At 69.9% G+C, this 18,597-nt stretch carries 18 protein-coding genes and 1 tRNA gene; 12 read left to right on the top strand and 7 right to left on the bottom strand.

The features are described from left to right. Nucleotide 1: 1 nt before the first annotated feature. Nucleotides 2-1,591 carry a beta-N-acetylhexosaminidase gene (locus AB5J49_RS17565; RefSeq protein ID WP_369169575.1) on the bottom strand — a complete coding sequence of 530 codons (1,590 nt, stop codon included), beginning with the start codon at nt 1,589-1,591 and terminating at the stop codon, nt 2-4. An 80-nt stretch (nt 1,592-1,671) separates the two neighbouring features. Here AB5J49_RS17565 and AB5J49_RS17570 point away from each other — a divergent pair, with 80 nt between their 5' ends. Then, nucleotides 1,672-2,556 (top strand): DUF4429 domain-containing protein, encoded by an 885-nt coding sequence (locus AB5J49_RS17570; protein ID WP_369169576.1) that lies wholly within the window; start codon nt 1,672-1,674, stop codon nt 2,554-2,556. Between the two features lie 13 nt (nt 2,557-2,569). Here AB5J49_RS17570 and AB5J49_RS17575 read toward each other — a convergent pair whose 3' ends face one another. Continuing rightward, nucleotides 2,570-4,135, bottom strand: a complete 1,566-nt coding sequence (locus AB5J49_RS17575; RefSeq protein ID WP_369169577.1) for a fibronectin type III domain-containing protein — start codon at nt 4,133-4,135, stop codon at nt 2,570-2,572. Between the two features lie 196 nt (nt 4,136-4,331). Here AB5J49_RS17575 and AB5J49_RS17580 point away from each other — a divergent pair, with 196 nt between their 5' ends. Further along, nucleotides 4,332-4,589: a hypothetical protein gene (locus tag AB5J49_RS17580; protein WP_055521645.1), complete on the top strand. Its 258-nt coding sequence runs from the start codon at nt 4,332-4,334 to the stop codon at nt 4,587-4,589. Between the two features lie 45 nt (nt 4,590-4,634). Beyond that, nucleotides 4,635-6,452, top strand: coding sequence for a glutamine--fructose-6-phosphate transaminase (isomerizing) (gene glmS / locus AB5J49_RS17585; RefSeq protein WP_369169578.1), 1,818 nt, complete (start codon nt 4,635-4,637; stop codon nt 6,450-6,452). Nucleotides 6,453-6,608: 156 nt separating this feature from the next. Here the strand turns inward: glmS and AB5J49_RS17590 are convergent, their stop codons facing one another. Next, entirely contained in the window at nt 6,609-7,175 is a 567-nt protein-coding gene (locus AB5J49_RS17590) for a GPR1/FUN34/YaaH family transporter (RefSeq protein ID WP_369169579.1), read from the bottom strand. A gap of 161 nt (nt 7,176-7,336) precedes the next feature. After that, nucleotides 7,337-7,864 (bottom strand): universal stress protein, encoded by a 528-nt coding sequence (locus AB5J49_RS17595; protein ID WP_369169580.1) that lies wholly within the window; start codon nt 7,862-7,864, stop codon nt 7,337-7,339. Between the two features lie 351 nt (nt 7,865-8,215). On the opposite strand from AB5J49_RS17595, the gene AB5J49_RS17600 reads away from it, so the two are divergent. The 5 genes from AB5J49_RS17600 (at nt 8,216) to AB5J49_RS17620 (ending at nt 11,663) form a co-directional block, all read left to right on the top strand. Next, nucleotides 8,216-8,515: a hypothetical protein gene (locus tag AB5J49_RS17600; protein ID WP_274239171.1), complete on the top strand. Its 300-nt coding sequence runs from the start codon at nt 8,216-8,218 to the stop codon at nt 8,513-8,515. A gap of 395 nt (nt 8,516-8,910) precedes the next feature. After that, nucleotides 8,911-10,137 carry a GlxA family transcriptional regulator gene (locus AB5J49_RS17605; RefSeq protein WP_369169581.1) on the top strand — a complete coding sequence of 409 codons (1,227 nt, stop codon included), beginning with the start codon at nt 8,911-8,913 and terminating at the stop codon, nt 10,135-10,137. Between the two features lie 96 nt (nt 10,138-10,233). Then, complete coding sequence (gene orn, locus AB5J49_RS17610) at nt 10,234-10,836, top strand: oligoribonuclease (protein WP_369169582.1); 603 nt, start codon at nt 10,234-10,236, stop codon at nt 10,834-10,836. 117 nt (nt 10,837-10,953) lie between these two features. After that, nucleotides 10,954-11,029: transfer RNA gene (locus AB5J49_RS17615), tRNA-His, on the top strand. 112 nt (nt 11,030-11,141) lie between these two features. Further along, nucleotides 11,142-11,663 (top strand): GNAT family N-acetyltransferase, encoded by a 522-nt coding sequence (locus AB5J49_RS17620; RefSeq protein ID WP_369169583.1) that lies wholly within the window; start codon nt 11,142-11,144, stop codon nt 11,661-11,663. Here AB5J49_RS17620 and AB5J49_RS17625 read toward each other — a convergent pair. From AB5J49_RS17625 to AB5J49_RS17635, 3 genes are read right to left on the bottom strand one after another with little or no spacing between them, the layout of a single operon-like run. Next, on the bottom strand, nt 11,652-11,933 hold the full coding sequence (locus tag AB5J49_RS17625) for a hypothetical protein (protein ID WP_369169584.1): 282 nt from the start codon (nt 11,931-11,933) through the stop codon (nt 11,652-11,654). The genes AB5J49_RS17620 and AB5J49_RS17625 overlap by 12 nt on opposite strands. Continuing rightward, nucleotides 11,852-12,253, bottom strand: coding sequence for a hypothetical protein (locus AB5J49_RS17630; protein WP_369169585.1), 402 nt, complete (start codon nt 12,251-12,253; stop codon nt 11,852-11,854). Before AB5J49_RS17630 ends, AB5J49_RS17625 begins: the two co-directional genes overlap by 82 nt. After that, the gene (locus tag AB5J49_RS17635) at nt 12,250-13,305 is read right to left on the bottom strand and encodes a LacI family DNA-binding transcriptional regulator (RefSeq protein ID WP_369169586.1); all 1,056 of its coding nucleotides are present in this window, start codon (nt 13,303-13,305) and stop codon (nt 12,250-12,252) included. Before AB5J49_RS17635 ends, AB5J49_RS17630 begins: the two co-directional genes overlap by 4 nt. A 371-nt stretch (nt 13,306-13,676) precedes the next feature. Here AB5J49_RS17635 and AB5J49_RS17640 point away from each other — a divergent pair, with 371 nt between their 5' ends. The 4 genes from AB5J49_RS17640 (at nt 13,677) to AB5J49_RS17655 (ending at nt 18,568) form a co-directional block, all read left to right on the top strand. Further along, nucleotides 13,677-15,002, top strand: coding sequence for an ABC transporter substrate-binding protein (locus AB5J49_RS17640; RefSeq protein WP_369169587.1), 1,326 nt, complete (start codon nt 13,677-13,679; stop codon nt 15,000-15,002). Then, on the top strand, nt 14,999-16,033 hold the full coding sequence (locus tag AB5J49_RS17645; RefSeq protein WP_369169588.1) for a carbohydrate ABC transporter permease: 1,035 nt from the start codon (nt 14,999-15,001) through the stop codon (nt 16,031-16,033). The genes AB5J49_RS17640 and AB5J49_RS17645 overlap by 4 nt, the downstream gene beginning before the upstream one ends. Beyond that, the gene (locus AB5J49_RS17650; RefSeq protein WP_369169589.1) at nt 16,030-16,932 is read left to right on the top strand and encodes a carbohydrate ABC transporter permease; all 903 of its coding nucleotides are present in this window, start codon (nt 16,030-16,032) and stop codon (nt 16,930-16,932) included. Before AB5J49_RS17645 ends, AB5J49_RS17650 begins: the two co-directional genes overlap by 4 nt. Before the next feature lie 205 nt (nt 16,933-17,137). Continuing rightward, the gene (locus tag AB5J49_RS17655; protein WP_369169590.1) at nt 17,138-18,568 is read left to right on the top strand and encodes a GH1 family beta-glucosidase; all 1,431 of its coding nucleotides are present in this window, start codon (nt 17,138-17,140) and stop codon (nt 18,566-18,568) included. Nucleotides 18,569-18,597: the final 29 nt, after the last annotated feature.

Raw genomic sequence — 18,597 nt, forward strand, 5'->3', positions numbered from 1 at the left:
ATCACCAAGGAACCTGAGGCGATCGGTAGTAGCTGATCCCCAACGCCTCCCACCGCTCAGCCTGCGCAGCAAGCCGCACCTTGTAGGCGTCCCAGTCATGCGCGGCAGCCGGCGACCACCCCAGCTCAGCCACCCCCGCCAGCCGCGGGAACGCCATGTACTCGACATCGGCCGACTTGCTGAGCGTCTCCGTCCACAGGGGAGCCTCCACCCCCCGGATCGCCGAAGCCGGCGCCCCCGGCAGATAGTTGCCCGGATCCCAGTCGTACGACCGCTTCACCTCGACCAGCCCGGCCCAGTCGAGCCCCAGCGGAGTGTCGGCCGTGTACTTCATGTCGAGGTAGATCCGGTCGGCCGGAGACAGGATGATCCCGGTCCCGTTCCGCGCCGCCTCGGCGACCTGGGCCTTCTCCTCGGCACTCGTACCGTCCAGCCCCCAGTACTGCGCCAGAGCCCCCCGCGAGGGGTTCGCCCCGGTCAGCTGATGCCAGCCGACCACCGTCTTGCCGTACTCGGCGACGATCGGCTGCACCCGGTCCATGAACGTGACGTAGTCCTCGTGACTGGTGGAGTGCGCCTCGTCGCCCCCGATGTGGAGGTACTTGCCCGGCGTGAGCGCGGCCAGCTCCCGGATCACGTCGTCCACGAAGTCGTACGTGATCTCCTTGCCGACGCAGAGTGAGCTGAAGCCGACCTCGGTGCCGGTGTAGAGCGGGGGCGCCACGCCGTCGCAGTTCAGCTCGGCGTAGGAAGCCAGCGCCGCGTTGGTGTGGCCGGGCATGTCGATCTCGGGGACGACCTCCAGGTAGCGGGAGGCGGCGTAGCGGACGATCTCCTTGTAGTCGGCCTTGGTGTAGTGACCGCCGGGGCCGCCGCCGACCTGCGTCGAGCCGCCGTGGGTCGCCAGGCGCGGCCAGGAGTCGAGGGCGATGCGCCAGCCCTGGTCGTCGCTGAGGTGCAGATGCAGCTTGTTGATCTTGTACAGGGCGAGCTGGTCGACGTAGCGCTTGACCTGGTCGACGGTGAAGAAGTGCCGGGAGACGTCGAGCATCGCGCCGCGCCAGCCGTAGCGCGGAGTGTCCTTGATCGTGCCGCCCGCGACCAGCCAGGGGCCGGGCTGGACGGAGTCCTTCTCGACGGCCGCCGGGAGGAGTTGGCGCAGGGTCTGGACGCCGTGGAAGAGGCCGGCGGACCCCGCGGCGGTGATGGTGACGCCCTTGCGGCCGCTGTCGAGGCGGTAGCCCTCGGCGCCGAACGGGCCCTCGGCCAGGCGCAGGTGGATTCCGCCGGCACCGTGGGTGGTGACGGGGAGGCGGTAGCCGGTGGAGGGGCGGAGGACGTGCGCGAGGTACTCGCCCACGCGGCGCGTCTCGTGGGAGTCGTCCACGCGGATGTGCGTGGCGCGGGTGATCCGGTAGGGGGATCCGCCCGGGGCGACCGAGGCGGGCGCGGGGACCACCCGGTCGAGTGGGGTGGGCGGTGCCGCGTGTGCGGGGGCGGCCCCTGTCACCGAGGCGCCCGTCGCGACCAGCAGCAGGGAACCGAGAAGGCGAAACGTTCTGTGGCGCGGTCTGGCACAGCCGTCTCTCACAAGCCTGTCCCTTCCATGAGCCGTTGCGCTCCAAGAGGTCTGGACCACTCTCTCGTGAGACTGGTGGAACAATCCACCCCATGGCGGAAATCATCCAGAAGGACGGCACGTGGGTCTTCGACGGCGACGCACTGCGGCTGACCCCCGGACGGGACAAGAACGTCAGCCTGTTCCGCAAGACGCTGGGTGAACTCGTCGTCCCGCTGGTTGCGTTGGCCGGTGTCTCCTTCGAGCAGGGCAAGAAGGCGGGCCGGCTGCGCCTGCGGCTGCGCGACGGCGCCGACCCGCTGCTGCACGCCACGGGCGGCCGGCTGACCGAGCCGAACGACCCGTACCAGCTGCTCGTCGAGTCCGACCGCTACGGCGTCGCCGAGTACTTCGTGGACGAGGTCCGAGGCGCCCTGCTGCTCGACGAGGTTCCCACCGACCCGGTCGACGCGTACCTGCTGCCGGGCCCTTCCCTGCCGCTGTCGGTCTCCGCCGGGGACGGCACCGCCGGCTTCGACGGCGACCACGTCCGCCTGGAGTGGAACTGGAAGGCGGAGGACGCCAAGGCCGCCGCCGGCACCCGCTCCCTCACGCTGACCGACATCGCGTCCGTGGAGTGGCATCCGGCGGCGGGCCTGGAGAACGGCTACCTCCGCTTCACCGTCCGGAACGCTCCCACCAAGGCCCCGCCCAAGTACGACGCCAACTCGGTGGAGCTGTGGGGCTTCAAGAAGGATCCGCTGATGGCCCTGGTCGCGGCGGCGGTCCAGGCCCGCCTCCCGCACCCGGCCAGGGCCGGCGCCACAGACGTACCGGACGCGCGACCGGAACTGCCTTCCGCTCCGGTCGCCTCCGCCGAGGACGACCACGACGCCCTCCTGCGCCGCCTGCGCGAACTCGGCGAGCTGCACCGCACGGGCGTGCTGACGGACGAGGAGTTCACGATGGCCAAGCAGGCCGTCCTCAAGCGGATGTAGCGCGCGTACGGGCCTACTTGGCCCTGCGGGCCACCGTGAAGTGGTCGATCCGGTCGCCCGTCTCGGCGATGCCCTGGACCTTCAGCGTGGCGTACCGGCCCCGCGGCGCGGGCTGGACGTCCACGCGCAGGAACGAGTAGTTGAGGTAGCGCACCCGGGACCAGGCGACCGTCTCGTTCTGCTTGCCGTCCTTGAGGTTGACGAACGAGGCCACGGAGTCCTGCTCGTGCTCGTGCCCCTCGTACGAGTCCGGCGCCGTGAACGCGTACAGGCTGCGGCCCGCCGCACCCGCCGTCACGTACACCACGCCCTCGGTCTCGGGGTACGCCGTGCCGCCGATCGGCAGCTTCTTGGCGACCTCGTTCCCCTTGATGACGTCGGTGCGCTCGTACTGGTGGTTGTGCCCGTTGATGACCAGGTCGACCGTGTACTTCTCGAACAGCGGCACCCACTCCTGTCGCACGCCGCCTTCCGAGGCGTGCGCCGTGGAGGTGCAGTACGCGCAGTGGTGGAAGAACACGACGATGAAGTCGATGTCCTTGGCCGCCCGGTACTTCTTCAGCTGCGCCTCGAACCACTTGGTCTGGGTGCCGCCGGAGAGGCCGAGGTTGGCCGGGATCTCGAAGGAGACGTCGTTCGGGTCCAGCGAGATGATCGCGGTGTTGCCATGGACGAAGGAGTAGACGCCCGGCAGGTTCTTCTTGTCCGGCCCGTTGTCGGGGAGCGTGAAGCGGGCCTCCTCGCCGCCATAGCCGTTGGGCGAGTACCAGGCCTCCATGTCGTGGTTGCCGTACGACACCATCCACGGGACCGACTTGGCGACCGACTCGGTCTGGGCGAGGAACTGGTCCCACACCCGCGAGTCGAAGCCGGTGTCGGCGGTCTTGCCGGCGCCGGACGGGTCGGCGTACGCGATGTCGCCGGCGTGCAGGTGGAAGGCCGGGTTCTGGCCGAGAAGCAGGCTGTCGTTGGCCAGGCCGTGGTAGCTGACGCCCTGGTCGCCGAAGGCGGTGAAGGTGAAGGGCGCCTTGTGGGCGGGGGCGGTGGTGAAGGTGCCGAGGGTGCCGAGCAGGTGCGGCTCGGCGGGGTCGAAGCCCTGGTGGCCGACGCCGTAGTAGTACGTCCGGCCGGGGCGCAGGTGACTCAGCCTGGCGTGCACGTAGTACTGCGTGTGGTCGGCGCTCGCGCCGACGCCGGCCGGGGTGTACAGGGTGCGCACCTCGGCCTCGATCTTGCGGGAGAGGTCCCAGGGGTGGGCGCCGATCCGGATGAACGGCTTCTTCACGGCGACCGGGACCTGCCAGGAGACGGTCATCTCGGTGCGCGCGTCGTTGCCGTAGGCGAGGTGGCGGCCGAAGGGGGCGACGAGGGCCCCGTCGACGGTCTCGGTGGCCGGGACGGTGCTCTGTGTCGGTACGGCGGCCTGGGCGGTGGCACCCGGTACGAACGCGCCACCCGCGACGGCGCCCAGCGTGACGGCGCCGCCTCTGATCATCGTGCGCCGCGAGAATCTGGCGCGCAGGTACTCGTGCTGCTCGGCCATGCTCATGTGCTCGGCGAGCTGCTGGGGTACTCCCATGCGAGGAATGTCCATGGCGTCCGAAACTCGTCCCCTCAGGCAACGGGATGCGGGCCGACGCATGGACAGCTCCGGAACAGGCCCCCATGAGACCCTCAATGTTCTTCCAAGAGCTTCCACAGCCGATTACCAGGCGGTTGCCCGAAATCGGGCAGGATTCTTGCGAAACTGTCGCCGGTACCCCAGGATCTACGGGGTGCACGACGAACTTGTTGATCATCTGACGCGGTCCACGCCCCTCAGCAGGGGCGAGGCGCTGCGCGTGATCCAGGACGTGCTCGCCTACTTCGACGAGACGACCGAGGACTACGTCCGTCGCCGCCACCGCGAGCTGCAGGCCCAGGGCCTGGTGAACGCGGCGATCTTCGAACGGATCGAGGCGGACCTGAAGTACCGGGCGGTGGCGCCGCCGGAGCTCACGCTCAGACAGTTGCGCCGCATCGTCTACGGCTGAGACCACCGCTGAGCCGCCACTCACGGAATTGAGGGATACGTATATATGTGCGGAATCGTCGGATACATCGGGAAGCGTGACGTCGCTCCTCTGCTGCTGGAGGGCCTGCAGCGCCTGGAGTACCGCGGCTACGACTCGGCCGGCATCGCCGTCACCTCGCCGAGGACGAGCGGCCTGAAGACGGTCAAGGCCAAGGGCCGGGTCCGTGACCTGGAGGCCAAGGTCCCGGCGCGCTTCAAGGGCACGACCGGCATCGCCCACACCCGCTGGGCCACCCACGGCGCCCCGTCCGACGTGAACGCCCACCCGCACCTGGACGCCGAGGGCAAGGTCGCCGTCGTCCACAACGGCATCATCGACAACGCCTCCGACCTGCGCCGCAAGCTGGAGGCGGACGGTGTCGAGTTCCTCTCCGAGACCGACACCGAGGTCCTCGTCCACCTCATCGCCCGCTCGCAGGCGACGAAGCTGGAGGACAAGGTCCGCGAGACCATCGGCCTCATCGAGGGCACGTACGGCATCGCCGTCCTGCACGCCGACTTCCCGGACCGCATCGTCGTGGCCCGCAACGGCTCCCCGGTCGTCCTCGGCATCGGCGAGAAGGAGATGTTCGTCGCCTCGGACATCGCCGCGCTGGTGGCCCACACGCGGCAGATAGTGACGCTGGACGACGGCGAGATGGCCACCCTCAAGGCCGACGACTTCCGCACCTACACGACCGAGGGCACCCGTACGACGGCGGAGCCCACCACGGTCGAGTGGGAAGCGGCGTCCTACGACATGGGCGGCCACGACACCTACATGCACAAGGAGATCCACGAGCAGGCCGACGCCGTGGACCGCGTCCTGCGCGGCCGCATCGACGACCGCTTCTCCACCGTGCACCTCGGCGGCCTCAACCTGGACGCCCGCGAGGCCCGCCAGATCCGCCGCGTGAAGATCCTGGGCTGCGGCACCTCGTACCACGCGGGCATGATCGGCGCCCAGATGATCGAGGAGCTGGCCCGCATCCCCGCGGACGCCGAGCCCGCGTCGGAGTTCCGCTACCGCAACGCGGTGGTCGACCCCGACACCCTGTACATCGCCGTCTCCCAGTCCGGCGAGACCTACGACGTCCTCGCCGCCGTCCAGGAGCTGAAGCGCAAGGGCGCGCGGGTCCTGGGCGTCGTGAACGTGGTCGGCTCCGCGATCGCCCGCGAGGCCGACGGCGGCATCTACGTCCACGCGGGCCCGGAGGTCTGCGTCGTCTCGACGAAGTGCTTCACCAACACCACGGTCGCCTTCGCGCTGCTGGCCCTTCACCTCGGCCGCACCCGCGACCTCTCCGTCCGCGACGGCAAGCGCATCATCGAGGGCCTGCGCAAGCTCCCCGCCCAGATCGCCGAGATCATGGAGCAGGAGGCGGAGATCAAGAAGCTGGCCGAGCAGTACGCCGACGCCCGCTCGATGCTCTTCATCGGCCGCGTCCGGGGCTACCCGGTCGCCCGTGAGGCCTCCCTCAAGCTCAAGGAGGTCTCCTACATCCACGCCGAGGCCTACCCCGCCTCCGAGCTCAAGCACGGCCCCCTGGCCCTGATCGAGCCCGCCCTGCCCACGGTCGCCATCGTCCCCGACGACGACCTCCTGGAGAAGAACCGCGCCGCCATGGAGGAGATCAAGGCCCGCAGCGGCAAGATCCTCGCGGTGGCCCACCAGCCCCAGGAGAAGGCCGACCAGACGCTCGTGGTCCCGAAGAACGAGGACGAACTCGACCCGATCCTGATGGGCCTCCCCCTCCAACTCCTCGCGTACCACACGGCCCTGGCCCTGGGCCGGGACATCGACAAGCCCAGGAACCTCGCAAAGTCGGTGACGGTCGAGTAGAGGCTTTTGGCTTTTAGGGGCGCGGGGAACTGCGCGAGCAACCCCCACACACCCGCAGAGGCCACCGAAACAGGAACGGACCCCCACGTGATGCCACCATTCACGGGGGGTCCGCTCATATCGCCGGGGAGCCGCCCAACTCCCCAGCCGGCGCAGCTAACCGGTGGCCGTCACTCCCCGGCCCGCAGCGCGTCGCGGAAGTGCGGTCGGCCAGTGGGCCACAGCCGCGGTCGCCGCGTACCAGGCCACCGCACCCGCGGCGACGGCGAACCAGCCCCCGACCTTGCTGAGCCCGCCATTGCCGGCGAAGTGGGCGATCGCCATGAGCACCAGGGACACGAAGAACAACCCGTACGCCCCCTGCCCGAGCTGGTCCCCACCCGCGAGCGTGAGGGACAGCGCCACCAGGGCGAACAGCAGCAGGAACAGCCCCGCCGCATTGTCGGAGACGGCCGCGTCGGCAGAGACGGCCCAGGTGAACCACAGGGCGCCGAGCGCCACGAACGCGGTCCCGTTCGCGGGGTCATGGTCGCGCAGGGCCATCAGCCCCGCGACGAAGAGGGCAATTCCGCCCACGTACTGGGCGATTGATACGGCGTCAGCAGCTGACACACCGTCGATCACGTCGGTGCACCCCAGCCCGAAAGCCAACAGGGTGATACCGAGGGCGAGTCGGCCGACCACGGTAGTGGTCCCGCTTCCCGCGGAGACGTCATTGTCCACGGCGGGCTCCCTTCATGCATGTGCAGTTGTGCGGTGAGCGTTATATGCCCTTCACAAGGGCACAAACACCTCTACGCGCGAGTAAATTCACACATCGCCAGAAGGGGGCACGCGGGAGAGGGGCGCCCCAAACTCCTCATCTCACCTGGGACGACGGCGAGTTACGGAATGATAACGACGGGACGCTTGGCCCGCTTCGCGAGCCGCCCCGCGACGGAGCCGAAGATCCGCCCGACGATGCCGTGCGTGGAGCCGACGACGATCGCGTCCGCCTCGTACTCCCGCCCGACCTCTTCGAGTTCGTGGCAGATGTCACCGCCGCGCTCGACCAGGATCCAGGGCACCTCGGCGAGGTAGTCGGCGCAGGCGAGTTCGAGGCCCAGCACCTCGGTGCGGTGGTCCGGCACGTCGACGAAGACCGGCGGCTCGCAGCCGGCCCACACCGTGGTGGGCAGCCGGTTGGCGACGTGGACGATGATCAGGCCCGACCCGGAGCGATGGGCCATGCCGATCGCGTACGCAAGGGCGCGCTCGCTGGAGGTGGAGCCGTCGAAGCCGACGACGACGCCGTGCTTGAAGGCGGGGTCGCAGGACTGGCGTGACTCGTCCGCCGCCAGGGGATCGGTTGCCGTCGGGTCGGCTACCTGGCGCTTGCGGTCCGCGGGTTCGAAGAATTCGTGACCGGCCATGGCTGTCTCGGCGTATTGATCCTTTATGGGTGGGCCCGCGAGCGGGGCTCGCTGACGGATGCAGCAGTGTGCGGCGGAGCTGTGTCCGGGAATGGTCTTCCCAACCCCATACCCCCAAGGGTACGGCGGCACGCCTCCTTAAGCCCAGATCCCCACTCACGGTCGGTGCGGGTTCCAGGGAGCATGCACGAGGGGACGCCCGTAACGCAATGGTTGCTGCGGTGTACAGGCGGTTTGCACAGGATTCACGTGCGTCCGCGGCCGGGACGGCCCCGTACCAGTGACCGACCGCTCGAACACGCGTTGATCCCCTTGAGTCTCAGCCCCAGGGAACCCAGGGAGTACCCACCGATGCCCGGACCGCGCACGCCCTCCGACGACAGTGCCACCGACGTGGTCCGCTGGGCGGCCTTCAGCTGCGTCCTGGTTCCCGTGGTCCTCCTCTGGTACGGAACCTCCCTCGCCGGGGCCGCGGGCACGGCCTTCGGCCTCGCCGCCGTGACGGCCGTCTGCCGCCTACTGCTCCGTCAGTCGGAGCGCGGCGCGGCGCGCCTGAAGGACGAGGAGCGCACCCCTCCGGCACCCTCCCGTCGCGGACGCCACCACAGGACCGGAACCGGGGCCCATAGAGGCGGACGTCACACTGGTTGAAATACACCGGTCGGCTGACCGGTTTCCGCGCACGGGCACGCTGCTTTTCAGCCAACTTCTGGCGCACATGCATCCCCTCCCCGGAACACCCCCCAACCCCCGTTCCACCTGCACGGAAAGGGCCTCAGGGGCCCTGCGCACCCTACGTGGATTGGCCACTGCGACAAGGCGCACTTCCCTGCACGGCCTGTGAGTGCAACGCTTCGTGATCGAATGCTTCACGCCAAGTTGCCAAGTCGACAATGTGCCGAGTGCCGAACCGGCCACTTCGGCGCGACGCGACACAGTAGATTCGATCTTGACTGTCTACGGCGGGGGACTCGTGCAGGACCAAGGGGAAACGTGCAGGAGCGACACAACCGAGGAGCCGCGACCACCGAGGGGGGCTTAGCAGTATGAGCCACGACTCCACTGCCGCGCCGGAAGCCGCGGCCCGGAAGCTTTCCGGGCGACGCCGCAAGGAGATCGTCGCGGTGCTGCTGTTCAGCGGCGGCCCCATCTTCGAGAGTTCCATACCGTTGTCGGTGTTCGGGATCGACCGCCAGGACGCCGGCGTGCCGCGCTACCGCTTGCTGGTGTGCGGCGGCGAGGAAGGCCCACTGCGGACCACAGGGGGCCTGGAACTCACCGCGCCACATGGCCTGGAGGCGATCTCACGGGCGGGCACAGTCGTCGTGCCTGCCTGGCGTTCGATCACGTCTCCACCGCCCGAGGACGCGCTCGACGCACTGCGCCGGGCGCACGAGGAAGGCGCCCGCATAGTCGGACTGTGCACCGGTGCCTTCGTCCTCGCCGCGGCGGGCCTGCTGGACGGCCGCCCAGCGACGACGCACTGGATGTACGCACCGACGCTGGCCAAGCGCTACCCGTCGGTGCACGTGGATCCGCGAGAGCTGTTCGTCGACGACGGCGACGTCCTGACGTCGGCGGGCACCGCGGCCGGAATCGATCTCTGTCTCCACATCGTGCGCACGGACCACGGCAATGAGGCGGCAGGGGCCCTGGCCCGCCGTCTGGTGGTCCCACCGCGCCGATCCGGCGGTCAGGAGCGCTACCTCGATCGATCTTTACCAGAGGAGATCGGCGCCGACCCGCTGGCCGAGGTCGTCGCCTGGGCGCTGGAGCACCTCCACGAGCAGTTCGACGTGGAGACGCTGGCGGCCCGCGCGTACATGAGCCGCCGCACCTTCGACCGCCGCTTCCGCTCACTGACGGGCAGCGCCCCGTTGCAGTGGCTGATCACCCAGCGGGTCCTGCAGGCACAGCGCCTGCTGGAGACGTCGGACTACTCGGTGGACGAGGTGGCGGGCCGCTGCGGCTTCCGCTCGCCGGTGGCGCTGCGCGGCCACTTCCGCCGCCAGCTCGGCTCGTCGCCGGCCGCGTACCGGGCGGCGTACCGTGCGCGCCGCCCCCAGGCCGAGAGGCCGACGGACGCGGAGCCCGCGTCGGGCCCCGCCCTCCAGCATGGCCCACCGCCCACCCCGTACTCGGAGGGCGGCCCGGTCCCGCTGCAGACCCGCCGCACCCCGGCCCCAGTCGGCACGTCCGCGCCCTCGGAGAACGGGCGCGAGCTGTACGTCGGAGGCCGGGCTGCCCTGCCCGGGCAGCGCAGCGGAGCATGACCTCGTGACGCCGGGCGGGCATCTCGGCCCGTCCGGCGTTCGAGGACGACGAACGCGGGGCGCCCCAAATGCGGACGTCAGCTTTAGGGTGGTCGCATGAACGATCGCATGGTGTGGATCGACTGCGAGATGACCGGCCTCTCGCTGTCCGACGACGCGCTCATCGAGGTTGCCGCCCTCGTCACCGACTCCGAGCTGAACGTACTCGGCGACGGTGTGGACATCGTCATCCGCCCGCCGGACGCGGCGCTGGAGACGATGCCGGAGGTGGTGCGTCAGATGCACACCGCGTCCGGCCTGCTCGACGAACTCGCCGCCGGTACGACGCTGGCGGACGCCGAGGAGCAGGTCCTGGCGTACGTACGCGAGCACGTGAAGGAACCCGGCAAGGCCCCGCTGTGCGGCAACTCCGTCGGCACGGACCGCGGCTTCCTGCTGCGCGACATGCCGACGCTGGAGGACTACCTCCACTACCGGATCGTCGACGTCTCGTCGGTCAAGGAGCTGGCCCGCCGCTGGTACCCGCGCGCCTACTTCAACAGCCCCGAGAAGAACGGCAACCACCGCGCCCTCGCCGACATCCGCGAGTCCATCGCCGAACTCCGCTACTACCGCGAGGCCGTCTTCGTCCCGCAGCCCGGCCCGGACTCGGACACCGCGAAGTCGATCGCAGCGAAGCACGTTCTGCCTGCTCAGTAGGTGTCTGCGGGGGTCCGCCCAGGGGCGCCGCGAAACCTGTGCGCGAGCACCCCTTCGGACCCTGTACACTTTTTCTCGGCCGGTCGGGGACTCCACAAGAGTCGATCGCCGGTCATGGTGGGTGTAGCTCAGCTGGTAGAGCACCTGGTTGTGGTCCAGGATGCCGCGGGTTCGAGTCCCGTCACTCACCCCAGGCCTTCAGCCGGTGACTTCATCGCGAAGTCACCGGCTGAAGCTTTTTCACACCGCACAGGACATCGGCCGACCGGCCGGTCGTTCCTGGAGCAGGCCCTAGGCTGCGCACGATGTCCGAGCCCCGTGTACACGCCGAGCCCCTCGCCACCGCCCGCCTCGACCTCCTCCCGCTGCGCGTCGAGCACGCCGAGGAGATGGCCGTCGTCCTGGCGGACCCGGCGCTGCACACCTTCATCGGCGGCACGCCCCACTCCCCGCGCGACCTGCGCGCCCGCTACGAGCGGCTCGTCGCCGGATCTCCCGCCCCGGGCGTCTCCTGGTGCAACTGGGTGCTGCGGCTGCGCGCGCAGTCGTGTCTCGTGGGCACGGTCCAGGCCACGGTCACGGCCACCCGGGGCGGCGACGCCGAGATCGCCTGGGTGGTCGGCACGCCGTGGCAGGGGCGCGGGTTCGCGTCGGAGGCGGCGCGGGGGCTGGTCAGCTGGCTCGGGCGACGGTCCGTCCGTGCGGTCGTCGCCCACATCCACCCCGACCACCTGGCCTCGGCGGCGGTCGCCACGGCGGCGGGGCTGGCCCCGACCGAGGAGGAGCAGGACGGGGAGACGCGGTGGCGGCTGGCGCTACCCCTGTGACGTCGCCGCCCGCCATGCCCGCACCAACTCCCTTACGCTCCCGAAGCGTTCGCCGGGGTCGGTGCCGGTGGCCCGGTCGAGCACCGCCGGCTGGGCCGCCGTGCCCGCCAGACCCGCTCCTCGTCGCCGGCCGGGGAGCCGGTCCACGTCCAGCGTGAACGGGCCGGGGCGGTATTCGTCCAGGTCGATCAGGTGGAGTTCGTCGCCCTCGAAGTCGCACAGGAACGTGCCGTCGTAGAGGTCGACGGCGACGTGTCCCGCGGCCTCCACCGCCAGAGGACCTCGCCGGCGTGCCACGGCATCACCACCGCCGTACCGCCACCGCCCCGGACCGCGAACCGGTGCGGCTGCGGGACGATCACGGGATGGCGTACCGCCCGGTGGAACGCCCGGGCGCGGTCCAGGGAGCGCCGGGCCCGGTCGGTCGCCGCCTCCTTCACGAACCAGCGCTCACCGTCCGGGAGTCGGACGCCGTACGACACACAGCCCGAGTCCTGGTCGCGGAAGGCGCGCAGCACCTCGCCCACGGAACGCAGGTACGGCTCCACCTCGCCGGCCTCGGCGAGGTCCAGCAGGGCGTGGCCGCTCACGACGACGTGCGCACCACCAGTTCCGTCGCCAGTACCTCCTGCGGGCGTTCCAGTCCCCGCGACACCGCCGGCCGGCGATCCGCTATCTCGGCGAGGAGGAGGTCCAGCATCCGGCGGCCCATGTCCTCGATCGGCTGGCGGACGCTGGTGAGGGGCGGGTCCATGTGGCGGGCGATGGCCGAGTCGTCGTAGCCGACGAGGGCCACGTCCTCGGGGATGCGGTGGCCCGTCTCGCGCAGGACCTGGCGGGCGCCCGCCGCCGTCACGTCCGACGCCGCGAAGACCGCGTCCAGGTCGGGGCAGCGCTCCAGGAGCAGCTTCATCGCCCGCGCGCCGCCCTCCTCCGTGAAGTCGCCCGCCTCGATCAGCCGCTCGTCCGCCCCGTGCCCCGCGTCGCGCAGGGCGTCGCGGTAGCCGTCGACGCGGCGCTGGGCGCCGTAGACGTCGAGGCGGCCGGTGATGTGGGCGATCCGTGTACGGCCGCGGGACATCAGGTGCTCGACGGCCGAGCGGGCGCCGCCGTAGTTGTCGGAGTCCACCGAGGTCAGGGTCTCCGCCGCATACCTCGGGCCGCTGATCACCGCGGGGATCTCCAGCTGGGCCAGCAGGTCCGGCAGGGGGTCGTCCGCGTGGACCGAGACCAGCAGGACGCCGTCCACGCGGTGTGCCGCGAGGTACTGGGCCAGGCGGCGGCGTTCCCGGTCGCTGCCCGCGAAGATCAGCAACAGCTGCATCTCCGTCTCGGAGAGCTCGGCGCCCACGCCCTTGAGCATGTCCGAGAAGTACGGTTCCGCGAAGAACCGCGTCTCCGGCTCGGGCACGACCAGCGCGATCGCGTCGGTGCGGTTCGCCGCCAGGGCCCGGGCCGCCGTGTTGGGGACGTAGCCCAGCTCCGCCACCGCCGCTTCCACCGCCGCGCGGGTCGCGTCGCTGACCCGGGGCGAGCCGTTGATCACCCGGGAGACGGTGCCCCGGCCCACGCCGGCGCGGGCCGCCACCTCTTCGAGGGTGGGCCGACCGCCGCTTCGGCCCCGCGCTCCGTGGGTTGCCATGGGCTCCGCCTTCCCGCCGATCCGTACGCCGGCCTGGAATCTAACAGTCCCGTCTGCTGCACTGACCCCACCTGGGGGCCGGCGCCCCCAGACCGCTGCTTCGGCCTGAACCGCCTCGCGCTCAACCGCCGGACGGGCTCAGGTGGTTCCAGTTAACGGCCCGATAACTGAACGCATCTCTCCGCTCCGAGTCCCTTGACACCCCCGCCCGGACCGACGAACCTTCAACTCATCACCTGTGGGAGCGCTCCCACAGTACCTGACACATACACATCCCGCACGTTCCCCGCCCGAGCCGCAGCGACAACAACGAACGGGCCCAACAGTGCAGTTGGCCGGGGGGTCGGCACGTCAGGCAACAGGAGGACGCAATGCGCACGAGTACCCGCGGGTCCCGCAGGCTGATGGCCCTCGCGGCCGTCGCCGCGCTGACGACAGGGCTGCTCGCCGGCTGCGCCGAGGACTCGGACGGCGACTCTTCGGGGGAAGGCGGTGGCAACGGCGGCGGTGGCAAGACCACCCTCACCATCGGCACCTTCGGCACCTTCGGCTACAAGCAGGCCGGCCTCTACGACGAGTACATGAAGCTCAACCCGGACATCAACATCAAGGAGAACGTCACCGTCCGTACCGACGTCTACTGGCCGAAGGTCCTCACCCGGCTGCAGGCCGGGGCCGGTGCCGACGACATCCAGGCGATCGAGATCATGAACGTCACGGAGGCCGTGGAGACGCAGGCCGACAGGTTCGTCGACCTCGGCAAGGAGGCCGACAAGTCGCAGTGGCTGGACTGGAAGAACGCCCAGGCCACCACCAAGGACGGCAAGCTGATCGGGCTCGGCACCGACATCGGCCCGATGGCGATCTGCTACCGCAAGGACCTGTTCGAGAAGGCAGGCCTGGAGACCGACCGCACCAAGCTCGCCGCGCAGTGGAAGGGCGACTGGGGCAAGTACGTCGACCTGGGCAAGGAGTACATGAAGAAGGCGCCCAGCGGCACCAAGTTCGTGGACTCGGCCTCCTCGGTCTACAACGCGGCCCTCGGCGGCGCGGACGAGCGTTACTACAAGGACGACGGCACCGTCGACTGGGACAAGTCGCAGGGCGTCAAGAACGCCTGGGACGTCGCCATGGACGTGGCGACCAGCGACATGTCGGCGAAGCTGAAGCAGTTCGACAAGCCGTGGGACCAGGGCCTCGCCAACGGCACCTTCGCCACGGTGGCCTGCCCGGCCTGGATGATCGGCAACATCCTGGAGAAGTCCGGTGACTCCGGCAAGGGCAAGTGGGACGTGGCGGCGGCGCCGAGCGCGTCCAACTGGGGCGGCTCCTTCCTCGGCGTGCCGACCTCGGGCAAGCACCAGAAGGAGGCCATCGCGCTGGCGAAGTGGCTGACCGCGCCCGAGCAGCAGGCGAAGGTGTTCGCCAAGCAGGCCAGCTTCCCGTCGGCCCCGTCGGCGTACTCGAGCCTGAAGCCGGCGGCCGCCACCACGGAGTACTTCTCGAACGCGCCGATCACGCAGATCTTCTCCGACTCGGCGAAGACCATCCCGTCGCAGTACTTCGGGATCAAGGACCAGGCGATCAACACCGCGCTGACCGACATCGGCATCCTCCAGGTCGAGCAGAAGGGCAAGAGCCCTGACCAGGGCTGGGACGCGGCGTCCGAGGAGATCAAGGACGTGCTCGGCCAGTGACCAGCTCCAAGCAGGCCCTCGCGCACGCCGCGAGCGCCGACGCCGCGCCCGGTGACCAGCCGGGCGCGGCCGGCCGCGCGCACGGTCGCGGTACGCCGCCTCCGCCTCCGCCGGGCCCGGATTCCTGGCGCAGCAGGCTGTACCGCTGGGACATGAAGGCGTCGCCGTACGCGTTCATCGCCCCCTTCTTCATCATCTTCGGGGCGTTCTCGCTGGTCCCGCTGCTGTACACGGCGTGGTACTCGCTGCACAACGTGCAGCTGGCCAACCTGGACGGCCAGACCTGGACCGGCCTGGACAACTACCAGAACCTGCTGTCCTCGGACTTCTTCTGGAACGCGCTGTGGAACACCTTCACCATCGGCGTGATCTCCACGGTGCCGCAGCTCCTGATGGCGATCGGCCTCGCCCACCTGCTCAACTACAAGCTGCGCGGTTCGACCGTGTGGCGGGTCGTGATGCTCACCCCGTACGCCACCTCGGTGGCGGCGGCGACGCTGGTGTTCGTGCTGCTGTACTCCTGGGACGGCGGCCTGATCAACTGGCTGCTGGAGTTCGTCGGCATCGATCCCGTCAACTGGCGTGAGTCCGACTGGGGTTCGCAGTTCGCGGTCTCGTCGATCGTGATCTGGCGGTGGACCGGCTACAACGCGCTGATCTACCTGGCGGCGATGCAGGCGATCCCGGCCGACCTCTACGAGTCCGCGGCGATCGACGGTGCCAACCGCTGGCAGCAGTTCCTGCACGTGACGATCCCGCAGCTGCGGCCGACGATCCTGTTCACGGTGGTCGTCTCGACGATCGGCGCGACCCAGCTCTTCGGTGAGCCCCTGCTGTTCGGCGGGGTGAGCGGTTCGAAGGGCGGCTCCGGGCACCAGTACCAGACGCTCGGCCTGTACATGTACGACCAGGGCTGGATCATCGGCAACCTCGGCAAGGCGTCCGCGATCGCCTGGTCGATGTTCCTGATCCTGCTGATCGTCGCCGTGATCCAACTGCTGGTGTCCCGACGGCTGAGGAAGTCCCAATGACCGCGAGCGAACTGACACTTCCCCAGGCCGAGCAGGACAAGAAACCCAGGCGCGAGCGGCCCCGGGTGATGGGCGCGGGCAAGCAACTGCACGCCGGCCCGCTCACCTACGTCGCGCTGAGCGTCTTCGCGCTGGTCTCGCTGGCCCCGCTGGTGTGGACGGCGATCGCGGCCTCGCGCACCGACCAGCGGCTCGCCCAGACTCCGCCGCCGCTGTGGTTCGGCGGGAACCTGTTCAAGAACATGGAGCGGGCGTGGGAGGAGGCCGGGCTCGGCACGGCGATGTTCAACACCATCATCGTGGCGAGCATGATCACCATCAGCACGGTGCTGTTCGCCACGCTCGCCGGTTTCGCCTTCGCCAAGCTGCGGTTCCGGTTCTCCGGCGTCCTGCTGATGCTGACGATCGGCACGATGATGATCCCGCCGCAGCTGGCGGTCGTACCCCTGTATCTGTGGATGGCGGACCTCGGCTGGTCGAACCAGCTCCAGACGGTCATCCTGCCGACGCTGTGCACGGCCTTCGGTACGTTCTTCATGCGCCAGTACCTGCTGCAGGCGCTGCCGACCGAGCTGATCGAGGCGGCGCGGGTGGACGGCGCGAGCAGTCTGCGGGTCGTCTGGCACGTGGTCTTCCCGGCCGCCCGGCCCGCGATGGCCGTGCTCGGCCTGCTGACCTTCGTGTTCGCCTGGAACGACTTCCTGTGGCCGATCATCGCCCTGAACCAGGAGAACCCGACCGTGCAGGTCGCCCTCAACTCCCTCGGCACCGGCTACGTCCCCGACCAAGCGGTGATCATGGCGGGCGCCCTGCTCGGCACACTGCCGCTGCTGATCGCGTTCCTGCTGTTCGGCAAGCAGATCGTGGGCGGAATCATGCAGGGGGCGGTCAAGGGCTGAGGCCCGGCCTGACGCAGGGCCTCACGCACGGCCTGACGCCTGGCCTGACGCACGGCTCGGCGGAGTGCCTGACGCCTGGTCATGTCGCTTCTCCTGTACGTCCCTCGGGGCCGGGACACCGCCGTCTCGGCCCCTCATCCCCGTTCCCTCATCCCCCCTCCCCTCCTACCCGTCGGTCTCCACGACCCCCTATGGGAGCGCTTCCATGCCTGAACCCATGTCCTCCGTGTCCTTTCCCCCCGCCTTCCTCTGGGGCGCGGCGACGTCCGCGTACCAGATCGAGGGGGCGGTGCGGGAGGACGGCCGTACGCCGTCCATCTGGGACACCTTCAGCCACACGCCGGGCCGGACGGCCGGCGGCGACCACGGTGACATCGCTGTCGACCACTACCACCGCTACCGCGAGGACGTGGCGCTGATGGCCGAGCTGGGGCTGTCGGCGTACCGCTTCTCGGTCTCCTGGTCGCGGGTGCAGCCGACGGGCCGGGGCCCGGCTGTGCAGCGGGGCCTGGACTTCTACCGCCGTCTGGTGGACGAGCTGCTGGCGCACGGCATCAAGCCCGCCGTCACCCTCTACCACTGGGACCTCCCCCAGGAGCTGGAGGACGCGGGCGGCTGGCCGGAGCGCGACACGGCGTACCGGTTCGCCGAGTACGCGCAGATCGTCGGCGAGGCGCTCGGCGACCGAGTGGAGCAGTGGATCACGCTCAACGAGCCGTGGTGCAGCGCGTTCCTGGGCTACGGGTCGGGTGTGCACGCGCCGGGCCGCACCGAGCCGGTGGCGACGCTGCGGGCCTCCCACCACCTCAACCTGGCGCACGGGCTGGGCGCTTCGGCCCTGCGCTCGGTGATGCCGGCCCGCAACTCGGTGGCCCTCAGCCTCAACTCCTCGGTGGTGCGGCCGGTCTCGCAGGACCCCGCGGACCTGGCGGCGGCCCGGAAGATCGACGACCTGGCCAACGGGATCTACCACGGCCCGATCCTGCACGGCGCGTACCCGGAGAGCCTGTACGCGGCGACGGAGCTGGTCACCGACTGGTCGTACGTCCTGGAGGGCGACCTGGCGGCGATCCACCAGCCCTTGGACGCGCTGGGGTTGAACTACTACACCCCGACGCTGGTGTCGGCGGCCGACACCGAGGCCAACGGCCCGCGGGCGGACGGCCACGGGGCGAGCGAACACTCGCCGTGGCCCAGCGCGGACGACGTGATGTTCCACCAGACGCCGGGCGAGCGCACCGAAATGGGCTGGACGATCGACCCGACCGGCCTGCACGAGCTGATCATGCGGTACACGCGCGAGGCACCGGGCCTGCCGCTGTACATCACCGAGAACGGCGCGGCGTACGACGACAAGCCGGACCCCGACGGCCGCGTCCACGACCCGGAGCGCATCGCCTACCTGCACGGCCACCTCTCCGCCGTCCGCCGCGCGATCGCCGACGGCGCCGATGTCCGGGGCTACTACCTGTGGTCCCTGCTGGACAACTTCGAGTGGGCGTACGGGTACGAGAAGCGGTTCGGGGCGGTGTACGTCGACTACGCGACGCTCACTCGGACGCCGAAGTCGAGTGCGTACTGGTATGGGAAGGCTGCCCGGGCGGGGGTGTTGCCCGCGCTGGAGACGCAGATCTAGCGCAGGGCAGCCGGTCGGGGACGGGGCGT

It is taken from the genome of Streptomyces sp. R28, assembly GCF_041052385.1.
Classification (GTDB): domain Bacteria; phylum Actinomycetota; class Actinomycetes; order Streptomycetales; family Streptomycetaceae; genus Streptomyces.

Bases quoted from the DNA above. Each gene is read 5' to 3' on its own strand.
- AB5J49_RS17605 (WP_369169581.1), top strand. From the start codon at position 8,911: ATGAGCCACGACTCCACTGCCGCGCCGGAAGCCGCGGCCCGGAAGCTT.
- AB5J49_RS17600 (WP_274239171.1), top strand. From the start codon at position 8,216: ATGCCCGGACCGCGCACGCCCTCCGACGACAGTGCCACCGACGTGGTC.
- AB5J49_RS17570 (WP_369169576.1), top strand. From the start codon at position 1,672: ATGGCGGAAATCATCCAGAAGGACGGCACGTGGGTCTTCGACGGCGAC.
- AB5J49_RS17575 (WP_369169577.1), bottom strand. From the start codon at position 4,135: ATGGGAGTACCCCAGCAGCTCGCCGAGCACATGAGCATGGCCGAGCAG.
- AB5J49_RS17620 (WP_369169583.1), top strand. From the start codon at position 11,142: ATGTCCGAGCCCCGTGTACACGCCGAGCCCCTCGCCACCGCCCGCCTC.
- AB5J49_RS17635 (WP_369169586.1), bottom strand. From the start codon at position 13,305: ATGGCAACCCACGGAGCGCGGGGCCGAAGCGGCGGTCGGCCCACCCTC.
- glmS (WP_369169578.1), top strand. From the start codon at position 4,635: ATGTGCGGAATCGTCGGATACATCGGGAAGCGTGACGTCGCTCCTCTG.
- AB5J49_RS17650 (WP_369169589.1), top strand. From the start codon at position 16,030: ATGACCGCGAGCGAACTGACACTTCCCCAGGCCGAGCAGGACAAGAAA.
- AB5J49_RS17640 (WP_369169587.1), top strand. From the start codon at position 13,677: ATGCGCACGAGTACCCGCGGGTCCCGCAGGCTGATGGCCCTCGCGGCC.
- AB5J49_RS17595 (WP_369169580.1), bottom strand. From the start codon at position 7,864: ATGGCCGGTCACGAATTCTTCGAACCCGCGGACCGCAAGCGCCAGGTA.
- orn (WP_369169582.1), top strand. From the start codon at position 10,234: ATGAACGATCGCATGGTGTGGATCGACTGCGAGATGACCGGCCTCTCG.
- AB5J49_RS17655 (WP_369169590.1), top strand. From the start codon at position 17,138: ATGCCTGAACCCATGTCCTCCGTGTCCTTTCCCCCCGCCTTCCTCTGG.